13 protein-coding genes are annotated in these 14,469 nt (G+C 73.3%); 10 read left to right on the top strand and 3 right to left on the bottom strand.

Annotation, left to right across the window (positions count from 1 at the left end):
• From HPY23_RS16935 to HPY23_RS16920, 4 genes are all read left to right on the top strand, one after another.
• A partial coding sequence (locus tag HPY23_RS16935) for a molybdopterin-binding protein (RefSeq protein ID WP_236017685.1) occupies positions 1-1,072 on the top strand: 1,072 nt, incomplete at its 5' end.
• Positions 1,069-3,042, top strand: a complete 1,974-nt coding sequence (locus HPY23_RS16930; RefSeq protein WP_091886506.1) for a molybdopterin biosynthesis protein — start codon at positions 1,069-1,071, stop codon at positions 3,040-3,042. The genes HPY23_RS16935 and HPY23_RS16930, both read left to right, overlap by 4 nt.
• A gap of 2 nt (positions 3,043-3,044) precedes the next feature.
• Complete coding sequence (gene mobB / locus HPY23_RS16925; protein ID WP_091886509.1) at positions 3,045-3,605, top strand: molybdopterin-guanine dinucleotide biosynthesis protein B; 561 nt, start codon at positions 3,045-3,047, stop codon at positions 3,603-3,605.
• Positions 3,593-4,846 (top strand): molybdopterin molybdotransferase MoeA, encoded by a 1,254-nt coding sequence (locus HPY23_RS16920; RefSeq protein ID WP_091886512.1) that lies wholly within the window; start codon positions 3,593-3,595, stop codon positions 4,844-4,846. Before mobB ends, HPY23_RS16920 begins: the two co-directional genes overlap by 13 nt.
• A gap of 88 nt (positions 4,847-4,934) precedes the next feature.
• Here the strand turns inward: HPY23_RS16920 and HPY23_RS16915 are convergent, their stop codons facing one another.
• On the bottom strand, positions 4,935-5,651 hold the full coding sequence (locus HPY23_RS16915; protein WP_060846325.1) for a DUF4142 domain-containing protein: 717 nt from the start codon (positions 5,649-5,651) through the stop codon (positions 4,935-4,937).
• Between the two features lie 265 nt (positions 5,652-5,916).
• Here HPY23_RS16915 and HPY23_RS16910 point away from each other — a divergent pair, with 265 nt between their 5' ends.
• The 6 genes from HPY23_RS16910 to HPY23_RS16885 all read left to right on the top strand — a co-directional run bounded on the left by HPY23_RS16910 (position 5,917) and on the right by HPY23_RS16885 (position 12,176).
• Positions 5,917-7,017 carry an acyltransferase family protein gene (locus HPY23_RS16910; RefSeq protein WP_210344596.1) on the top strand — a complete coding sequence of 367 codons (1,101 nt, stop codon included), beginning with the start codon at positions 5,917-5,919 and terminating at the stop codon, positions 7,015-7,017.
• Between the two features lie 123 nt (positions 7,018-7,140).
• Positions 7,141-7,935 (top strand): ABC transporter ATP-binding protein, encoded by a 795-nt coding sequence (locus tag HPY23_RS16905; RefSeq protein WP_060846326.1) that lies wholly within the window; start codon positions 7,141-7,143, stop codon positions 7,933-7,935.
• On the top strand, positions 7,928-8,677 hold the full coding sequence (locus HPY23_RS16900) for an ABC transporter ATP-binding protein (protein WP_091886515.1): 750 nt from the start codon (positions 7,928-7,930) through the stop codon (positions 8,675-8,677). The genes HPY23_RS16905 and HPY23_RS16900 overlap by 8 nt, the downstream gene beginning before the upstream one ends.
• A 309-nt stretch (positions 8,678-8,986) precedes the next feature.
• Positions 8,987-10,192: an ABC transporter substrate-binding protein gene (locus HPY23_RS16895; RefSeq protein ID WP_091886518.1), complete on the top strand. Its 1,206-nt coding sequence runs from the start codon at positions 8,987-8,989 to the stop codon at positions 10,190-10,192.
• A 79-nt stretch (positions 10,193-10,271) separates the two neighbouring features.
• Positions 10,272-11,159: a branched-chain amino acid ABC transporter permease gene (locus HPY23_RS16890; protein WP_048426114.1), complete on the top strand. Its 888-nt coding sequence runs from the start codon at positions 10,272-10,274 to the stop codon at positions 11,157-11,159.
• A 27-nt stretch (positions 11,160-11,186) separates the two neighbouring features.
• Positions 11,187-12,176 (top strand): branched-chain amino acid ABC transporter permease, encoded by a 990-nt coding sequence (locus tag HPY23_RS16885; RefSeq protein WP_060846329.1) that lies wholly within the window; start codon positions 11,187-11,189, stop codon positions 12,174-12,176.
• 125 nt (positions 12,177-12,301) lie between these two features.
• Here the strand turns inward: HPY23_RS16885 and HPY23_RS16880 are convergent, their stop codons facing one another.
• Both HPY23_RS16880 and HPY23_RS16875 read right to left on the bottom strand, forming a co-directional pair.
• A complete protein-coding gene (locus tag HPY23_RS16880; protein ID WP_091886520.1) occupies positions 12,302-13,141 on the bottom strand; it encodes an alpha/beta fold hydrolase in 840 nt (279 codons plus the stop codon).
• A complete protein-coding gene (locus tag HPY23_RS16875) occupies positions 13,138-14,364 on the bottom strand; it encodes an MFS transporter (protein ID WP_091886522.1) in 1,227 nt (408 codons plus the stop codon). The genes HPY23_RS16880 and HPY23_RS16875 overlap by 4 nt, the downstream gene beginning before the upstream one ends.
• Positions 14,365-14,469 lie beyond the last annotated feature (105 nt).

Genomic DNA, 14,469 nt, shown 5'->3' with positions numbered 1-14,469 from the left:
CGTCGCCGAGGCGGTGGCGCTGCTCGCACGCCTCGCACGCCCGGTCGCGCCCGTCGGCGTGGAGCTCGCCGCGGCGGTCGGCGCCGTGGCGGCCCGGGACGTCGCGATCGGGGCCGGCCTGCCGGTGCGGCGCACGGCCCTGCGCGACGGCTGGGCGGTGAAGGCGGCGGAGGTCGTCGGCGCCTCGCCGTACGCCCCCGTCATGGTGGCCCGCGCCCCTGCCTGGGTCGAGGCCGGCGCCCCGCTGCCCGCCGGTACCGACGCCCTGCTGGCGCCGGACGCGATCGGCGACGATCCGCGCTGGATCGAGGCCGAGGTCGCGGCCGGCGAGGGCACGCGTGCCCCGGATGCCGAATTGCCCGCGGGCGCTCGTCTCGTCGCCGCGGGCGAACGGGTGACCCCGCTGCAGGGCCTCGCGCTCGCGGCGGCCGGGTGCACCGGGCTCGACGTGCGCCGTCCATCCCTGAGGATCCTCGCCGCCGCGCCGGAGGGTGCGCCCGACGCCCTGTCGCCCCTGCTCCGCGCCTGGATCGCCGCTGCGGGCGGCACCGCCGTCATCGAGCACAGGCCGGTGGACAGGCAGGATCTCGCCGCCGCCCTCCTCGCCCCTGGGGCCGACGGCGTGCTGGTCGTCGGCGGCACCGGGCCGGGCCGGTGCGACGCGAGCGCCGCCGCCCTGGCGCAGGCCGGGCGGCTCGACGCCCACGGCATCGCCCTGCGGCCCGGCGAGAGCGCCGGCTTCGGCGAGGCGGCCGGGCGGCCGGTGCTGCTGCTGCCGGGTCGGTCGGATGCGGCGCTCGCCGCCTGGCTCGCCCTCGGCCGGCCGCTCGTCGCGGCGCTGGCCGGCGCCGCGCCCGAACTCGCCGCCATCCTGCCCCTGACCCGCAAGGTCTCCTCCATCATCGGCCTCACCGAAGTGGTGTTCCTGCGCCGCCTCGCCTCCGGCGCGGAGCCGGTCGGCGGGGCGGAGACCCCGCTCCACCGCCTGGCGCGGGCCGACGCCGCCCTGCTGGTGCCGCCGGCCCATGAGGGGTATCCCGCAGGGACCCCCGTCGAGGTTCTACCGCTGTGACCGCTTCCCCCGCCGACGACTTCTCCATCCGCCTCGCCGCGGCCTCGCGCCAGGAGCAGTTCCTGGCGGTGGTGAGCCGGGACGAGGCGATGGCGCGCTGGCGCGGGGCCGTGCCGCACGCCCCCCTGCCGGCCGAGACCGTGCCGCTCGCCGAAGCGCTCGGCCGGGTGCTCGCCGCCGACATCGCCTCGCCGATCGACGTGCCGCCCTTCGACCGCGCCCTCGTCGACGGCTTCGCGGTGCGCGCCGCCGACACCGAGGGGGCGAGCGAGGCCGAGCCCTGCCGCCTCCTCCTCAACCGCGAGATCCTGGCCTGCGGCGTCGCCCCGGCCCTGACCGTCGGCCCCGGCACCGCCACCCCGATCGCCACCGGCGGCGTGCTGCCCCGGGGCGCCGACGCGGTGGTGATGGTCGAGGCGACGGAGTTCGAGGACGGCCCCGCCCCGGCGATCGCGCTGGCGCAGGCCGCCGGGCCGGGCCGCTTCGTGGGTTACGCCGGCGCCGACATGGCGCGGGGCGAGACGGTTTTGCGCCGCGGCGTACTGGTCACGGCGCGCGAGATCGGGATGCTGGCCGCCTGCGGCCTCGCCGCGGTCCCGGTGGTGCGCCGGCCCCGCGTGGCGGTGCTCTCCACCGGCGACGAGCTGGTGGGACCGGGCTCGCCCCTCGGCCCGGCGCAGCTCTACGATTCGAACGGCGCCATCGTGGCGGCGAGCGTGACCGAGAACGGCGGCGTCGCGCTGCCGGGCGGCATCGTGCCGGACGACGAGGCGGCGCTCGAGGCCGCGCTCGCGCAGGCCCTGGCCTCGGCCGACCTCGTGGTCCTGTCCGGCGGCACCTCGAAGGGCGCGGGCGACGTCTCGCATCGCATCCTGTCGCGATTGGGCGAGCCCGGCATCCTGGTCCACGGCGTGGCGCTCAAGCCCGGCAAGCCGCTCTGCCTGGCGCTCGCCGGCACCGTGCCGGTGGTGGTGCTGCCGGGCTTCCCGACCTCGGCGATGTTCACCTTCCACGAATTCGTGGTGCCGCTGATCCGCGCGCTCGCCGGGCTGCCCGCCCGCGAGGAGGAGACCGTGGCGGCGCACCTGCCGCAGCGCCTTCCCTCGGAGCTCGGCCGCACCGAATACGTGATGGCGGCCCTCTCCCGCGGCGCCGACGGACTCGTCGCCCTGCCGCTCGCCAAGGGCTCGGGCGCCGTGACGGCGTTCTCGCAGGCCGACGGGTTCTTCGCGGTGCCGGCGAGCCGGCCCGGGCTCGAGGCCGGCGAGACCGTCGCGGTGTCCCGGATCGGCCGGGCGGCCCGCTCGCCGGACCTGACGATCGTCGGCAGCCACTGCCTCGGCCTCGACCGGCTGGTCGGGCATCTCGCAGGCCGCGGCGTCTCGGCCCGCACCCTGTGGGTCGGCTCGGCCGGCGGGCTCGGCGCCCTGCGCCGGGGCGAGTGCGACCTCGCCGCCATGCACCTCCTCGATCCCGAGACGGGCCGCTACAACGCCCCCTACCTCACCGAGGGCCTCGCCCTCGCCCTGGGCTGGCGCCGCCTGCAAGGGGTCGTCTTCCGTGCCGGCGATCCGCGTTTCGCCGAGGCTCCGGCCGAGGCGGCGGTGACGCGGCTCCTCGCCGACGACGACGCCGTGATGGTCAACCGCAACACGGGCGCCGGCACGCGCGCGCTGGTCGAGGGCCTGCTGAACGGCGCCCGGCCCGCCGGCTACTGGAACCAGCCGCGCTCGCACAACGCCGTCGCCGCCGCGGTGGCGCAGGGCCGGGCCGATTGGGGCGTCGCCATCGCCCCGGTGGCGCGCGATTACGGCCTCGGCTTCCTGCCGCTGATCGAGGAGCACTACGACTTCGCCTACCGGGCGGCCCGGCGGGACGAGCCGGCGCTCGCGGCGTTCCTCGCCCTCCTCGACGATCCGGCGCTGGCTGCCGACCTCGCCGGCCTCGGCTTCACCCGGTCGGACGCATGACGATGAAGGTCATCGGCCTCGCCGGCTGGAGCGGCGCCGGCAAGACCACGCTGCTGGTCCGGCTGATCCCGGTCCTGCGGGCCCGCGGCCTGCGGGTCGCGACGGTCAAGCACGCCCACCACGCCTTCGACGTCGACCAGCCCGGCAAGGATTCCTTCCGCCATCGCGAGGCCGGGGCCTGCGAGGTGATCGTTTCGTCGAGCCGCCGCAACGTCCAGATCCGCGAGGTCGAGGAGGAGGCGCGCCTGCCCGACCTGCTGCACCGGCTCGGCCCCTGCGACCTCGTCGTGATCGAGGGCTTCAAGCGCGAGGCCCATCCCAAGCTCGAGGTCTACCGCCACGCCAACGGCCGGCCGCCGCTCCATCCCGAGGATCCGCGCATCGTCGCGGTGGCGAGCGACCATCCCTTTCCGGGCGCAACCCCGCCGATCGTGCCCCTCGACGCGGTGGAGGCGGTCGCCGATATCGTCATGGCGCGGGCCGAGCTCCTCGCGGCGGTGCTGGCGCGGCTGGAATCCCCGGAGGGCGGAGAAGCGGGAGAGCGGGGATCATGGCGCAGCTGACCGACGACTGCTTCGCCTTCGGGGGGCCGCTCCTCTCCGTCGAGGCGGCCGCGTCCCTGATCGCCGAGCGGGTGCCGGTCCTGGCCGGGACCGAGACGGTTCCCCTCGCCGAAGCCGACGGGCGCATCGCTGCCGCGGACGTGGTCGCGGGCCGCGACCTGCCGCCCTTCGACAATTCCGCGGTCGACGGCTACGCGGTGCGCTTCGCCGACCTGGCGCGCGACGCCGAGACGGTGCTGCCGGTGCGCGGGCGCCTGCCCGCCGGGGCGGCGCCGGAGGCGGCCGTGCCGACGGGGGCGGCGGTGCGGATCTTCACCGGCGCCCCGATGCCGCCGGGCGCCGACACCGTCTTCATGCAGGAGGACGTGCGGCGCGACGGCGAGGCGGTGGCGCTGCCCGCGGGCCTGAAGGCCGGCGCCAACCGGCGGCTCTCCGGCGAGGATATCGCCCGCGGCAGCGTGGTGATCCCGGCCGGCCGCCGGCTGACCCCGCCCGACCTCGCGCTCGCCGCCGCCACCGGCCACGCGAGCCTCGCCGTGCGCCAGCGCCTGCGGGTCGCGGTGTTCTCGACCGGCGACGAGCTCGCCGAGCCCGGGGCGCCGCTGCCGCCGGGCGCGATCCACGATTCGAACCGGATCCTCCTGGTGGCGCTCCTGCGCCGCCTCGGCGCCGATGTCGCCGATCTCGGCATCCTGCGCGACGACCCCGCCGCCCTGCCCGGGCGGCTGACGGCGGCCGCGACCGGCCACGACCTGATCGTCACCTCGGGCGGCGTCTCGACCGGCGAGGAGGACCACGTCAAGGCGGCGGTCGAGGCGGTCGGCCGGTTGGTGTTCTGGCGCCTCGCGATCAAGCCCGGCCGGCCGGTCGCGATGGGGCTCATCGGCGATACCGCCTTCGTCGGCCTGCCGGGCAATCCGGTCGCGGTCTACGTCACGCTGCTCTTCGTCGTCAGGCCGCTGCTCGCCCGCCTCGGCGGCGCCACCCTCGACGCCCCGCCGAGCGAGCCCGCCCGCGCCGCCTTCCGGTACGCCAAGAAGGCCGGGCGCCGGGAATACGTCCGCGTCTCCCTGCGCCGCGGCCCGGACGGGACCGTCGAGGCGGTGAAGTTTCCCCGCGACGGTGCCGGGCTTCTCTCCTCGCTCACCGGCAGCGACGGGCTCGCCGAACTGCCCGAGACGGTGACCGGGGTCGCTGAGGGCGACCCGGTGGAGGTTTACCGCCACCCGCTCCTGTGGTGAGAGCCGCCCTGTCGCCAACGATCCACGCACGCGGAAACGGCGGGCCTTTCGGCCCGCCGCTCCGTTACCTCAGACCCGCGTCGAGCGCTTAGCGGGCGCCCGGGAGGCGCTGGGCCATCGCCAGGTGCTGCTGCATCACCGGCAGGGCCTGCTGGACGTAGTTGCGCAGCGCCGGGTTCGGACCCGACTGGGCATAGGCCTGGTAGCTGGACACGGTCATCCCGTGCGCCTGGACCTGCATGCGGGCGTAGGTCCGGTCGAAAGCCGGGCCGGCCGGGGTGTCGGCGAGCTCGGCGAGCATCGCCTGCTGCTGCGGGCTCAGCGGGACGGCGCGGGTGGCGGCCGTGGTGGTCACGTCGCCGTCGAAGTCGACCGCGTTCGCACCCATCCGGGCGCCGCGGGCCGCGCCGCTGCCGAGGCCCTCGAGACCGCCGACCGGGCCGCCCTGGAGCGTGCCGCCGACGACGCCGGCCGCCGCACCCGTGGCCGCGCCGACAGCGCCGCCGGCGATCGCGAAGGGCGCCTCGATCAGGCCGCCGATGCCGGAGCCGACGCCACCGGCGACGTTCTCGCGGCCGCCGAGCAGCGCGACGTTGGCGGCGCGGTGGTCGCGGATCATCTCACGGGCGTACTCGCGGATCCGCGGGTTGCGCGACTTGTCGAGGGCGATCTGGCTCGACTTCACCTCGAAGGCATTCGACATCAGCGCCATCGAGCGGAACTCGTTGAAGTTGCCGACCTGCTGCGCGAAGGCGGGGGTGGCGAGAGCAACGGCAAGGCCGGTCAGGGCAACGAGCTTCTTCATCGGTCAACTCCTGATAGTCTGTTCTTGAGCGTATCGTGCCGAAGCCGCCGGACATCGAAGCATGTGCTCGGTCGCGGCCGATGGTTGGCTTGACAGGACGCTTTCGGGCTGGACAACGACGTTGGGGCGGCATTGTTCCCTGCCGCAAATCTCGTCCCGAGGTCCGGGACCATCCCCTGCCCTGGCCGAACGCGCCTCGGCTCGGCTAAGACGGCGGCCTCGACGCGCCGGCCTGCCCGGGCGCCCAGCGCCCATCCGGTGAGCGATGTCCCAGGCCCGTCCCACGTCCCTGCCGCTAATCCAGGTCCTGCGGGCGCTGGCCGCCGTGATGGTCGTCGCCGGCCACGCGCAGTTCGAGGTCGCGGGCCTCGCCGCCCGGGCGGGCCTTCCCTTCGCCCCGGCCGCCTGGCTGCCCTGGCCGGCGGGCGTCGACGTGTTCTTCGTCATCTCGGGGTTCATCATCGTGCACGCGGCCGCCCCGCTGCACGGCCGGCCGGGGGCCGGACGGGTCTTCCTCGCCCACCGGATCGCCCGGGTGGTGCCGCTCTACTGGCTCGCCACCACGCTCTACCTCGCCCTCGCCTGGCTGCGACCCGGCCTCCTCGGGTCCGGCGGCGAGGGGACTGGCTACCTCGCGGCCTCCTACCTGTTCTGGCCGACGGCGCGGGCCGACGGGACGGTGCAGCCGCTCTACTCCCTCGGCTGGACGCTGAACTACGAGATGGCGTTCTACGTAGTCTTCGCCCTCGTGCTGCCGTGGGGACGACGCCCCGCCGTCGCGGGCGTGGCGGCGATCTTCACCGGCCTCGCGCTCCTCGGGGGCCTGGCGGCGCGGGGCGGCGCGGCGCTGCCGGTGCCGCTTGCGTTCTGGAGCGACCCGATCGTGCTCGAATTCGCCTGCGGCGCCGGGCTGGCCCTCGCACGCCAGGAGGGCCTGCGCCTGCCGGCTCTCCTGCGCCTCGCGCTGGCGGGCGCCGGCCTCGCGCTCCTGTCGCTCGCCGGAGAGGTTCCCTCCCTCCCCCGCTGCCTCGCCTGGGGCGGGCCGGCCGTCCTCCTCGTCGCGGCCGCCGCCCTCGGGCCCGCCGGCCCGGGCGACCCGCGTCGGGCGCACCTCCTGCGCCCCGCGATCCTCCTCGGGGATGCCTCCTACGCGCTCTACCTCGCGCACCCGTTCGTGGTGCGCGGGGTGCGGGTCGTCGTCGAGGCAACCGGGCTCGCCGCCCGCCTCGGGCCGGGCCCGGTGGCGGTCGCCATGCTGGTCCTCGCCGGCCTCGTGGCGATCGTGCTGCACCGCATGATCGAGCGGCCCCTGACCCGCGCCGCCCGGGCGCTGCTGGAGCCGAAGCGAGCGGTGAATAAGGTCTGACGGGCCAGAATCCCCCTGCGGCAGGCCCGTCCCGCCCCGTTGACACTCATTCGGCGGCATGCTGTTTCGCTATGCGATACGCGCATAAGCGCGAGCGAGGAAACGCAGGGGTGACGCGCCGACATGGCCCAACCGTTAACCCACGCTGAGGCGGGTGCCAGGGGTCAGGACATCGTCCTGTCGACCGAGGGCCTGACCAAGGAGTTCAAGGGGTTTCGCGCCGTCAACGGCGTGACGCTCGACGTCAAGCGCGGGACGATCCACGCGCTGATCGGCCCGAACGGCGCCGGCAAGACGACCTGCTTCAACCTGTTGACGAAGTTCCTGACGCCGTCGGCCGGCTCGATCCGCTACAACGGCCGCGACATCACCGGCATGAAGCCGGCGGACGTGGCCCGGCTCGGCCTGGTGCGCTCGTTCCAGATCTCGGCGGTCTTCCCCCACCTCACCGTCAAGGAGAACGTCCGCATCGCGCTCCAGCGGCGCAAGCGCGGCGACTCGTTCGACTTCTGGCGCTCCGAGACGGTTCTGCGCGCCCTCAACCAGGAGGCTCAGCAGCTGGTCGAGGCGGTCGGCCTGTCGGATTTCGCCGACATCCCGGCGGTGGAGCTTTCCTACGGTCGCAAGCGCGCGCTCGAGATCGCCACCACGCTGGCGCTGGAGCCCGAGATGCTGCTCCTCGACGAGCCGATGGCCGGCATGGGCCACGAGGACGTCGACCGGACGGCGGCGCTGATCCGCCGGGTCTCGAAGAACCGCACCATCCTAATGGTCGAGCACAACCTGTCGGTCGTCGCCTCGCTGTCCGACCGCATCACCGTGCTGGCGCGCGGCCAGGTGCTGGCGGAGGGCGACTACGCCACCGTGTCGAAGGATCCCCGCGTGGTCGAGGCCTATATCGGAGCCGGTCATGGCTGAGGCGGTGATGACGAAGCCGGTCCCGGCGGCCGCCGCGGGCACCGCCCCGCTCCTCTCCGTGCAGGGCCTCGAGGGCTGGTACGGCGAGAGCCACGTCCTCCACGGCATCACCTTCGACGTGAAGCCCGGCGAGGTGGTGACGCTGCTCGGCCGCAACGGCGCCGGCAAGACCACGACGCTGCGGGCCATCATCGGCATCCTGGGCAAGCGCAAGGGCTCGATCCGCTACGACGGCACCGAGACCATCGCCATGGCCTCGCGCAACATCGCCAAGCTCGGCCTCGGCTACGTGCCGGAGGAGCGCGGCATCTTCTCGAGCCTGTCGGTCTACGAGAACCTGATGCTCCCGCCGCGGGTGAAGCCCGGGGGCATGACGGTCGAGCAGATCTACACCCTGTTCCCGAACCTCAAGGAGCGTTCGGGCAGCCAGGGCACCAAGCTCTCGGGCGGCGAGCAGCAGATGCTCGCCATCGGCCGCATCCTGCGCACCGGCGCCAAGCTGATCCTGCTCGACGAGCCGACCGAGGGCCTCGCCCCGGTCATCGTGCAGCAGATCGGCCGGACCATCGCCCGGCTGAAGTCCGAGGGCTACACGATCATCCTGGTGGAGCAGAACTTCCGCTTCGCCCAGACCGTGGCCGACCGGCACTTCGTCGTCGAGCAGGGGCGGGTCATCGACATGATCCCGAATGCCGAGCTCGACGCCAACATCGACAAGCTCCACACCTATCTCGGGGTCTGATGCGGGCCCGAGGCCTTCGCGGACCTGTCCGGCGGGGGCGTCCCCGGCCTCTCGCCCGATCGTGGCAGCGCTTGCGGAGATTCCGGCCCGGCGCGCGTGCCGACGACGAGTCCCCCGGCCGGCGGCCCGCTCCGGCGGTCCCCCGGCCGGGGTGCGGGCCCGCCGGCTCCCGCCGCCGCGCGGGCGGAGGGGCCGCGGCCCCGATCGAAGAAGCGGGCACGGCGCCGCGACCGGCGCCGCAAAGCCCGCCGACCGACATCCAGACGAGCGCCGCCGCGTCCGGGCGGCACCCCACAGGGAGGTAGAACGATGCTGAAACGGTTGTTGCTCGCCAGCGCCCTCTGCGCCGCCGCCATGACCCCGGCGCTCGCGCAGACGCCGGTCAAGATCGGCGTGCTGAACGACCGCTCGGGCGTCTATGCCGACATCTCGGGCGAGGGCTCGGTCGCCGCGGCCCGGATGGCGGTCGAGGACTTCAAGGCCGCCGAGAAGGGCCTGAAGGTCGAGATCGTCGCCGCCGATCACCAGAACAAGCCCGATGTCGGCGCTTCGATCGCCCGGCAATGGTACGACCGGGACGGCGTCGACGCGATCTTCGACGTGCCGACCTCCTCGGTGGCGCTCGCCATCAACCAGGTCACCCGCGAGAAGAACAAGGCCTTCATCAATTCGGGCGCCGGCACCGCCGACCTGACCGGGCCGCAATGCTCGCCCAACACCGTGCACTGGACCTACGACACCGTGGCGCTGGCGAACGGCACCGGCGGCGCGATGGTCAAGCGCGGCGGCACCACCTGGTTCTTCCTCACCGCCGACTACGCCTTCGGCCAGGCGCTGCAGCGCGACACCACCGAGGTGGTGAACAAGAACGGCGGCAAGGTGATCGGCGCGGTCAAGACCCCGTTCCCGACCGCCGACTTCTCGTCCTTCCTGCTCCAGGCCCAGGGCTCCGGCGCCAAGGTGATCGGGCTGGCGAACGCCGGCGGCGACACCATCAACGCCATCAAGCAGGCGGCCGAGTTCGGCATCACCGAGGGCGGCCAGGCCATCGCCGGCCTGCTGATCTTCTCCTCCGACATCCACGCGCTGACCCCGAAGGTGGCGCAGGGGCTGGTGCTGACCGAGCCGTTCTACTGGGACCTCAACGACGGCACCCGCGCCTTCTCGGATCGCTTCGCCAAGCTCGCCGGCGGCAAGAAGCCGACCGCCGTGCAGGCCGGCGTCTACGCCAGCGTGCTGCACTACCTGAAGGCGGTGGAGGCGGTGAAGTCGGCCGCCGACGGATCCAAGGTCGTCGCCAAGATGAAGGAGATCCCGACCGACGATCCGCTCTTCGGCAAGGGCAACATCCGCCCCGACGGCCGCACGATCCACGACATGTACCTGTTCGAGGTGAAGAAGCCGGCCGAGTCGAAGGGCCCGTGGGACCTCTACAAGACCCTGGCGACGATTCCCGGCAACGAGGCGTTCCGCCCGCTCAACCAGGGCAACTGCCCGCTGGTGAACAAGAGCTGATGCCCGGGGCCGGCGGCGCGCCCCGCCGCCGGCCCCTTCCCGCCTTCCGGCCCGGTCCCCACGCGAGTCGCCAGACCCCATGCCCACGATCCTCGGCGTCCCCATGCAGGCGCTCTTCGGCCAGCTCCTGCTCGGCCTCATCAACGGCTCGTTCTACGCCATCCTGTCGCTCGGGCTGGCGATCATCTTCGGGCTGTTGAACATCATCAACTTCACCCACGGCGCGCAGTACATGATGGGCGCCTTCGTCGCCTGGATGCTGCTGAACTACGCCGGCCTCGGCTACTGGTGGGCGCTGCTGCTCGCGCCGATCATCGTCGGCCTGTTCGGGGTGATCCTGGAGCGGCTGCTGATCTCGCGCCTCTACAAGCTCGATCACCTCTACGGCCTGCTCCTGACCTTCGGCCTCGCGCTGATCATCCAGGGCCTGTTCCGCAACGAGTACGGCGTGTCGGGCCTGCCCTACGCGATCCCGTCCGAATTGTCGGGCGGCCAGCGCCTCCCCTTCATGTTCCTGCCGAACTACCGCGGCTGGGTCGTCGTCGCATCGCTCGTGGTCTGCATCGCCACTTGGCTCGTCATCGAGAAGACCAAGCTCGGCGCCTACCTGCGCGCGGCCACCGAGAACCCGACGCTGGTCCAGGCCTTCGGCGTCAACGTGCCCCTGCTGCTGACGCTGACCTACGGCTTCGGCGTCGCGCTCGCCGCCTTTGCGGGCGTGCTCGCCGCGCCCGTCTACTCGGTGAACCCCAACATGGGCGCCGACATCATCATCGTGGTGTTCGCGGTCGTGGTGATCGGCGGCATGGGGTCGATCCTCGGTTCGATCATCACCGGCTTCAGCCTCGGGCTGGTCGAGGGCCTGACCAAGGTGTTCTACCCGGAAGCCTCCTCGACCGTGATCTTCGTCATCATGGTGCTGGTGCTGCTGGTGAAGCCCGCCGGCCTGTTCGGCCGCACCGCCTGATCCGCCACGCCTGAAGGAACGCGCACGATGTCTTCCGCCGCGGCGTCCACCGACGCCACCCCGATCGCCGCCACCCTGCCCGAGGGCCGGGATGCCAAGGCGTTCCACCGCCTCGTCTTCGTCATCATCGCGGTCCTGCTCGCGGTGCTGCCCTTCATCCTGTATCCTGTCTTCCTGATGAAGGTGTTGTGCTTCGCGCTGTTCGCGCTGGCCTTCAACCTGCTGCTCGGCTACGGCGGCCTCCTGTCCTTCGGCCACGCCGCCTATTTCGGCATGGCGAGCTACGTCACCGCCTACACCGCCAAGTACTGGGGCCTGACCCCGGAACTCGCGATCCTCGGCGGCACAGTCGTGGCCGCCTTGCTCGGCCTCGTCTTCGGCGCGCTCGCCATCCGGCGCCAGGGCATCTACTTCTCGATGATCACCCTGGCGCTCGCCCAGATGGTGTTCTTCTTCTCGCTCCAGGCGAAGTTCACCGGCGGCGAGGACGGCATCCAGGCGGTGCCGCGCGGCCACCTGTTCGGCGTCATCAGCCTCGCCGACGACCGGGTGCTGTACGGCCTCGTCGCCGCGATCTTCTTCCTCGGCCTCCTGCTGATCTACCGCATCATCCACTCGCCGTTCGGCCAGGTGCTGAAGGCGATCCGCGACAACGAGCCCCGCGCCATCTCGCTCGGCTACCGCGCCAACCAGTACAAGCTGGCCGTCTTCGTGCTCTCGACGACGCTTGCGGGGCTCGCCGGCTCCACCAAGGCGATCGTGTTCCAGCTCGCCTCGCTCACCGACGTGCACTGGTCGATGTCGGGCGAGGTGGTGCTGATGACGCTCGTCGGCGGGATGGGCACGGTGTTCGGCCCGATCCTCGGCTCCTTCGTCATCATCGCGATGGAGAACTACCTGGCGCAGTTCGGCGCCTGGGTGACGATCATCCAGGGCGTGGTGTTCGTGGTCTGCGTGCTGGTGTTCCGCGAGGGCATCCTCGGCCTCGTCGCCCGGATGCTGAAGCGGCCGCTCTGATTCGCCGCGGGCGATGACGCGACGGCGCCGGTCCCCGGGAGGGGCCGGCGCCGTCGTCGTTTCCAAAGCCCGGTCGAGGGGCGCTTCGGGTCGCGCGTCGCCGTCGTCCGACGGGCGACGAGCCCTCAGCCCAGCGCCCGCCGGATCGCCGCCCGCACCCGCTCGGGCACCTCGAAGGGCAGGAAGTGGGTCGTGCCCGGCACCGTCTCGACCGTGATTCCCGGACGGGGGCTGTCCGCCAGGGCGCAGGTGCTGCCGGTCTCGGCCCGCAGGATCTCCGCCGGGCAGGACAGGCGGGCGAGGGCGGCCCAGGGGTCGTGGCCCTGCGCCAGGTAGCTCGAGGCCTCCCAGGCACCGGTGCAGGCGAGCGTCACCCCGCCCGGGACCTCGCGAAAGCCGTCCGCGACGTAATCGGCGAGCGGCGCCTCCGGCCAGGTGCGGAACGCTCCCCGGCCGCGATAGGCCGCGAGCGCCGCCTCGCGGGACGGGAAGTCGCCGCGCCGCCGGAGCGCGCCCTCGGCGAGGCCGTGGTGGCCCTCGCCGCGGCGCTCGGGCGCCTGGATCACCGGATCGAGCAGGACGAGGCGGCGCACCCGGTCGGGCCGCTCGGCGGCGGCGAGCAGGGAGGCGGTGCCGCCCATCGAATGGCCGATGAGCACGAGCGGGCCGGTCTCCAGCCGGTCCAGAACGGCGATCAGGTCGTGCGTGACGTCCCACCAGTCGGTCCGCCCGGCGGGCTCGGCCGGCAGGGTCGAGCGGCCGTGGCCGCGCTGGTCGTAGGCCAGGATGGACCGGTCGGCGAGCGGCGCGACGAGGCTGCGATAGGTGCGGGCGTTGAAGCCGTTGGCGTGGAGCAGGATCGCGTCCGGTGGGCGATCCTCCGGCCCGAACGCGAGGGCGGCGAGATGCCCGCCGGAGGGGTCGCCGATCGCGAGGCTGCGCCGCACCAGGCCGTCGTCGGTCACTGCTTCACTCCCTTCGGCCGGGCGAGCGCGGTGCCGGCGGCGCCCAGGGCCATCAGCACGGCGGTGCCGAGGAAGACCGCCCGCATGCCGACATGCCCGCCGATGAAGCCGCCGAGCAGCGGTCCGACCACCTGCCCGACATATTGCGACGAGGTCGAGTAGCCCAGGACCGTCCCGGCGACCCGGTCGGGCACCGAGTGCCGGATCACGCTGGCGATGCAGGGTAGGAGCCCGCCGAGCGCCAGCCCCATCAGGAAGCGCAGGGCGACGAGCTGCCAGTCGCGCGTCACCAGGGCCTGAGGCACGAGCAGCAGGGCGCAGACCGTGAGGCTCCCGGTGATGACGGTCCAGGGGCCGATCCGGTCGGCGAGGCGCCCGAGCCGCGGCGCCGACAGGATGCTCCCGAGGGCGGTCGCCGACATGGCGAGCCCGGCGACCAGGGTGATCCGGGCCGGGTCCGGCGTCAGCTCGGCGACGTAGACGGTGATGATCGGCTCGATCGACATCACCGCCAGCATCAGGAGCATCCCGGTCGCCAGCATGGCGAGCGCCGGGCGCTTGTCGGGGATGGCGGCAAAGCCCGCCGATGCCCGCGCGGCCCGCGGCGGGCGCGGCGCCTCGCGGATCAGGAGAAGCGTCGCCAAGAAGGCGAGGAAGATCACCCCGCCGGCGGCGAAGAACGTCGCCCGGATGCCGATCAGCGGCGGCAGCACCCCGCCGACCAGCGGCCCGACGAGGTTGCCCGCCATGATGCCGGAGCCGAGCATGCCGAGCGCCCAGGCCGAGCGGTCCTTCGGGGTCTGCGTCGCCACCAGCACCGTCGAGCCCGAGGCGTAGCCGCCGAGCAGCCCCGCGAGCAGCCGCAGGCCGACGAGCTGCCAGACGTCGCCGGCAAGCCCGATCAGCGACATCGCCACCGCCATGCCGAGGCTCGCGCGGATCAGCATCAGCTTGCGGCCGTAGAGGTCGGCCAGCCGCCCCCAGAGCGGCGCCACCAGGGCGGCGCTGAAGAACGTCGCCCCGAAGGCGATGCCGGACCACTGCACGATGGCCGCCTGGTCCTTGACCCCGAGTTCCTCGACGTAGAGCGGCAGGAAGGGCAGCAGCAGCGTCATCGCCACGAGGGTGGTGAACGAGCCGAACACGCAGACCGCGAGGTTGCGCCGCCAATGGGCGTCCTCCGGCGCCTCGTCCCCGGGTGCCGCGCCGCCGTCGCGGGTCATCGCTTCCGTCCTCCCCCGTGCGGCCGATGGGCGCGCGCGCCGCGATCTTGGCTGAGAGGACGACCCTAGCCCCCTCCCGCTTCCGCGCGAACCCGCCTCGGACGC

It is taken from the genome of Methylobacterium ajmalii, from assembly GCF_016613415.1.
Classification (GTDB): Bacteria; Pseudomonadota; Alphaproteobacteria; order Rhizobiales; family Beijerinckiaceae; genus Methylobacterium; species Methylobacterium ajmalii.
This window is presented reverse-complemented; position numbering and strand designations above follow the sequence as displayed.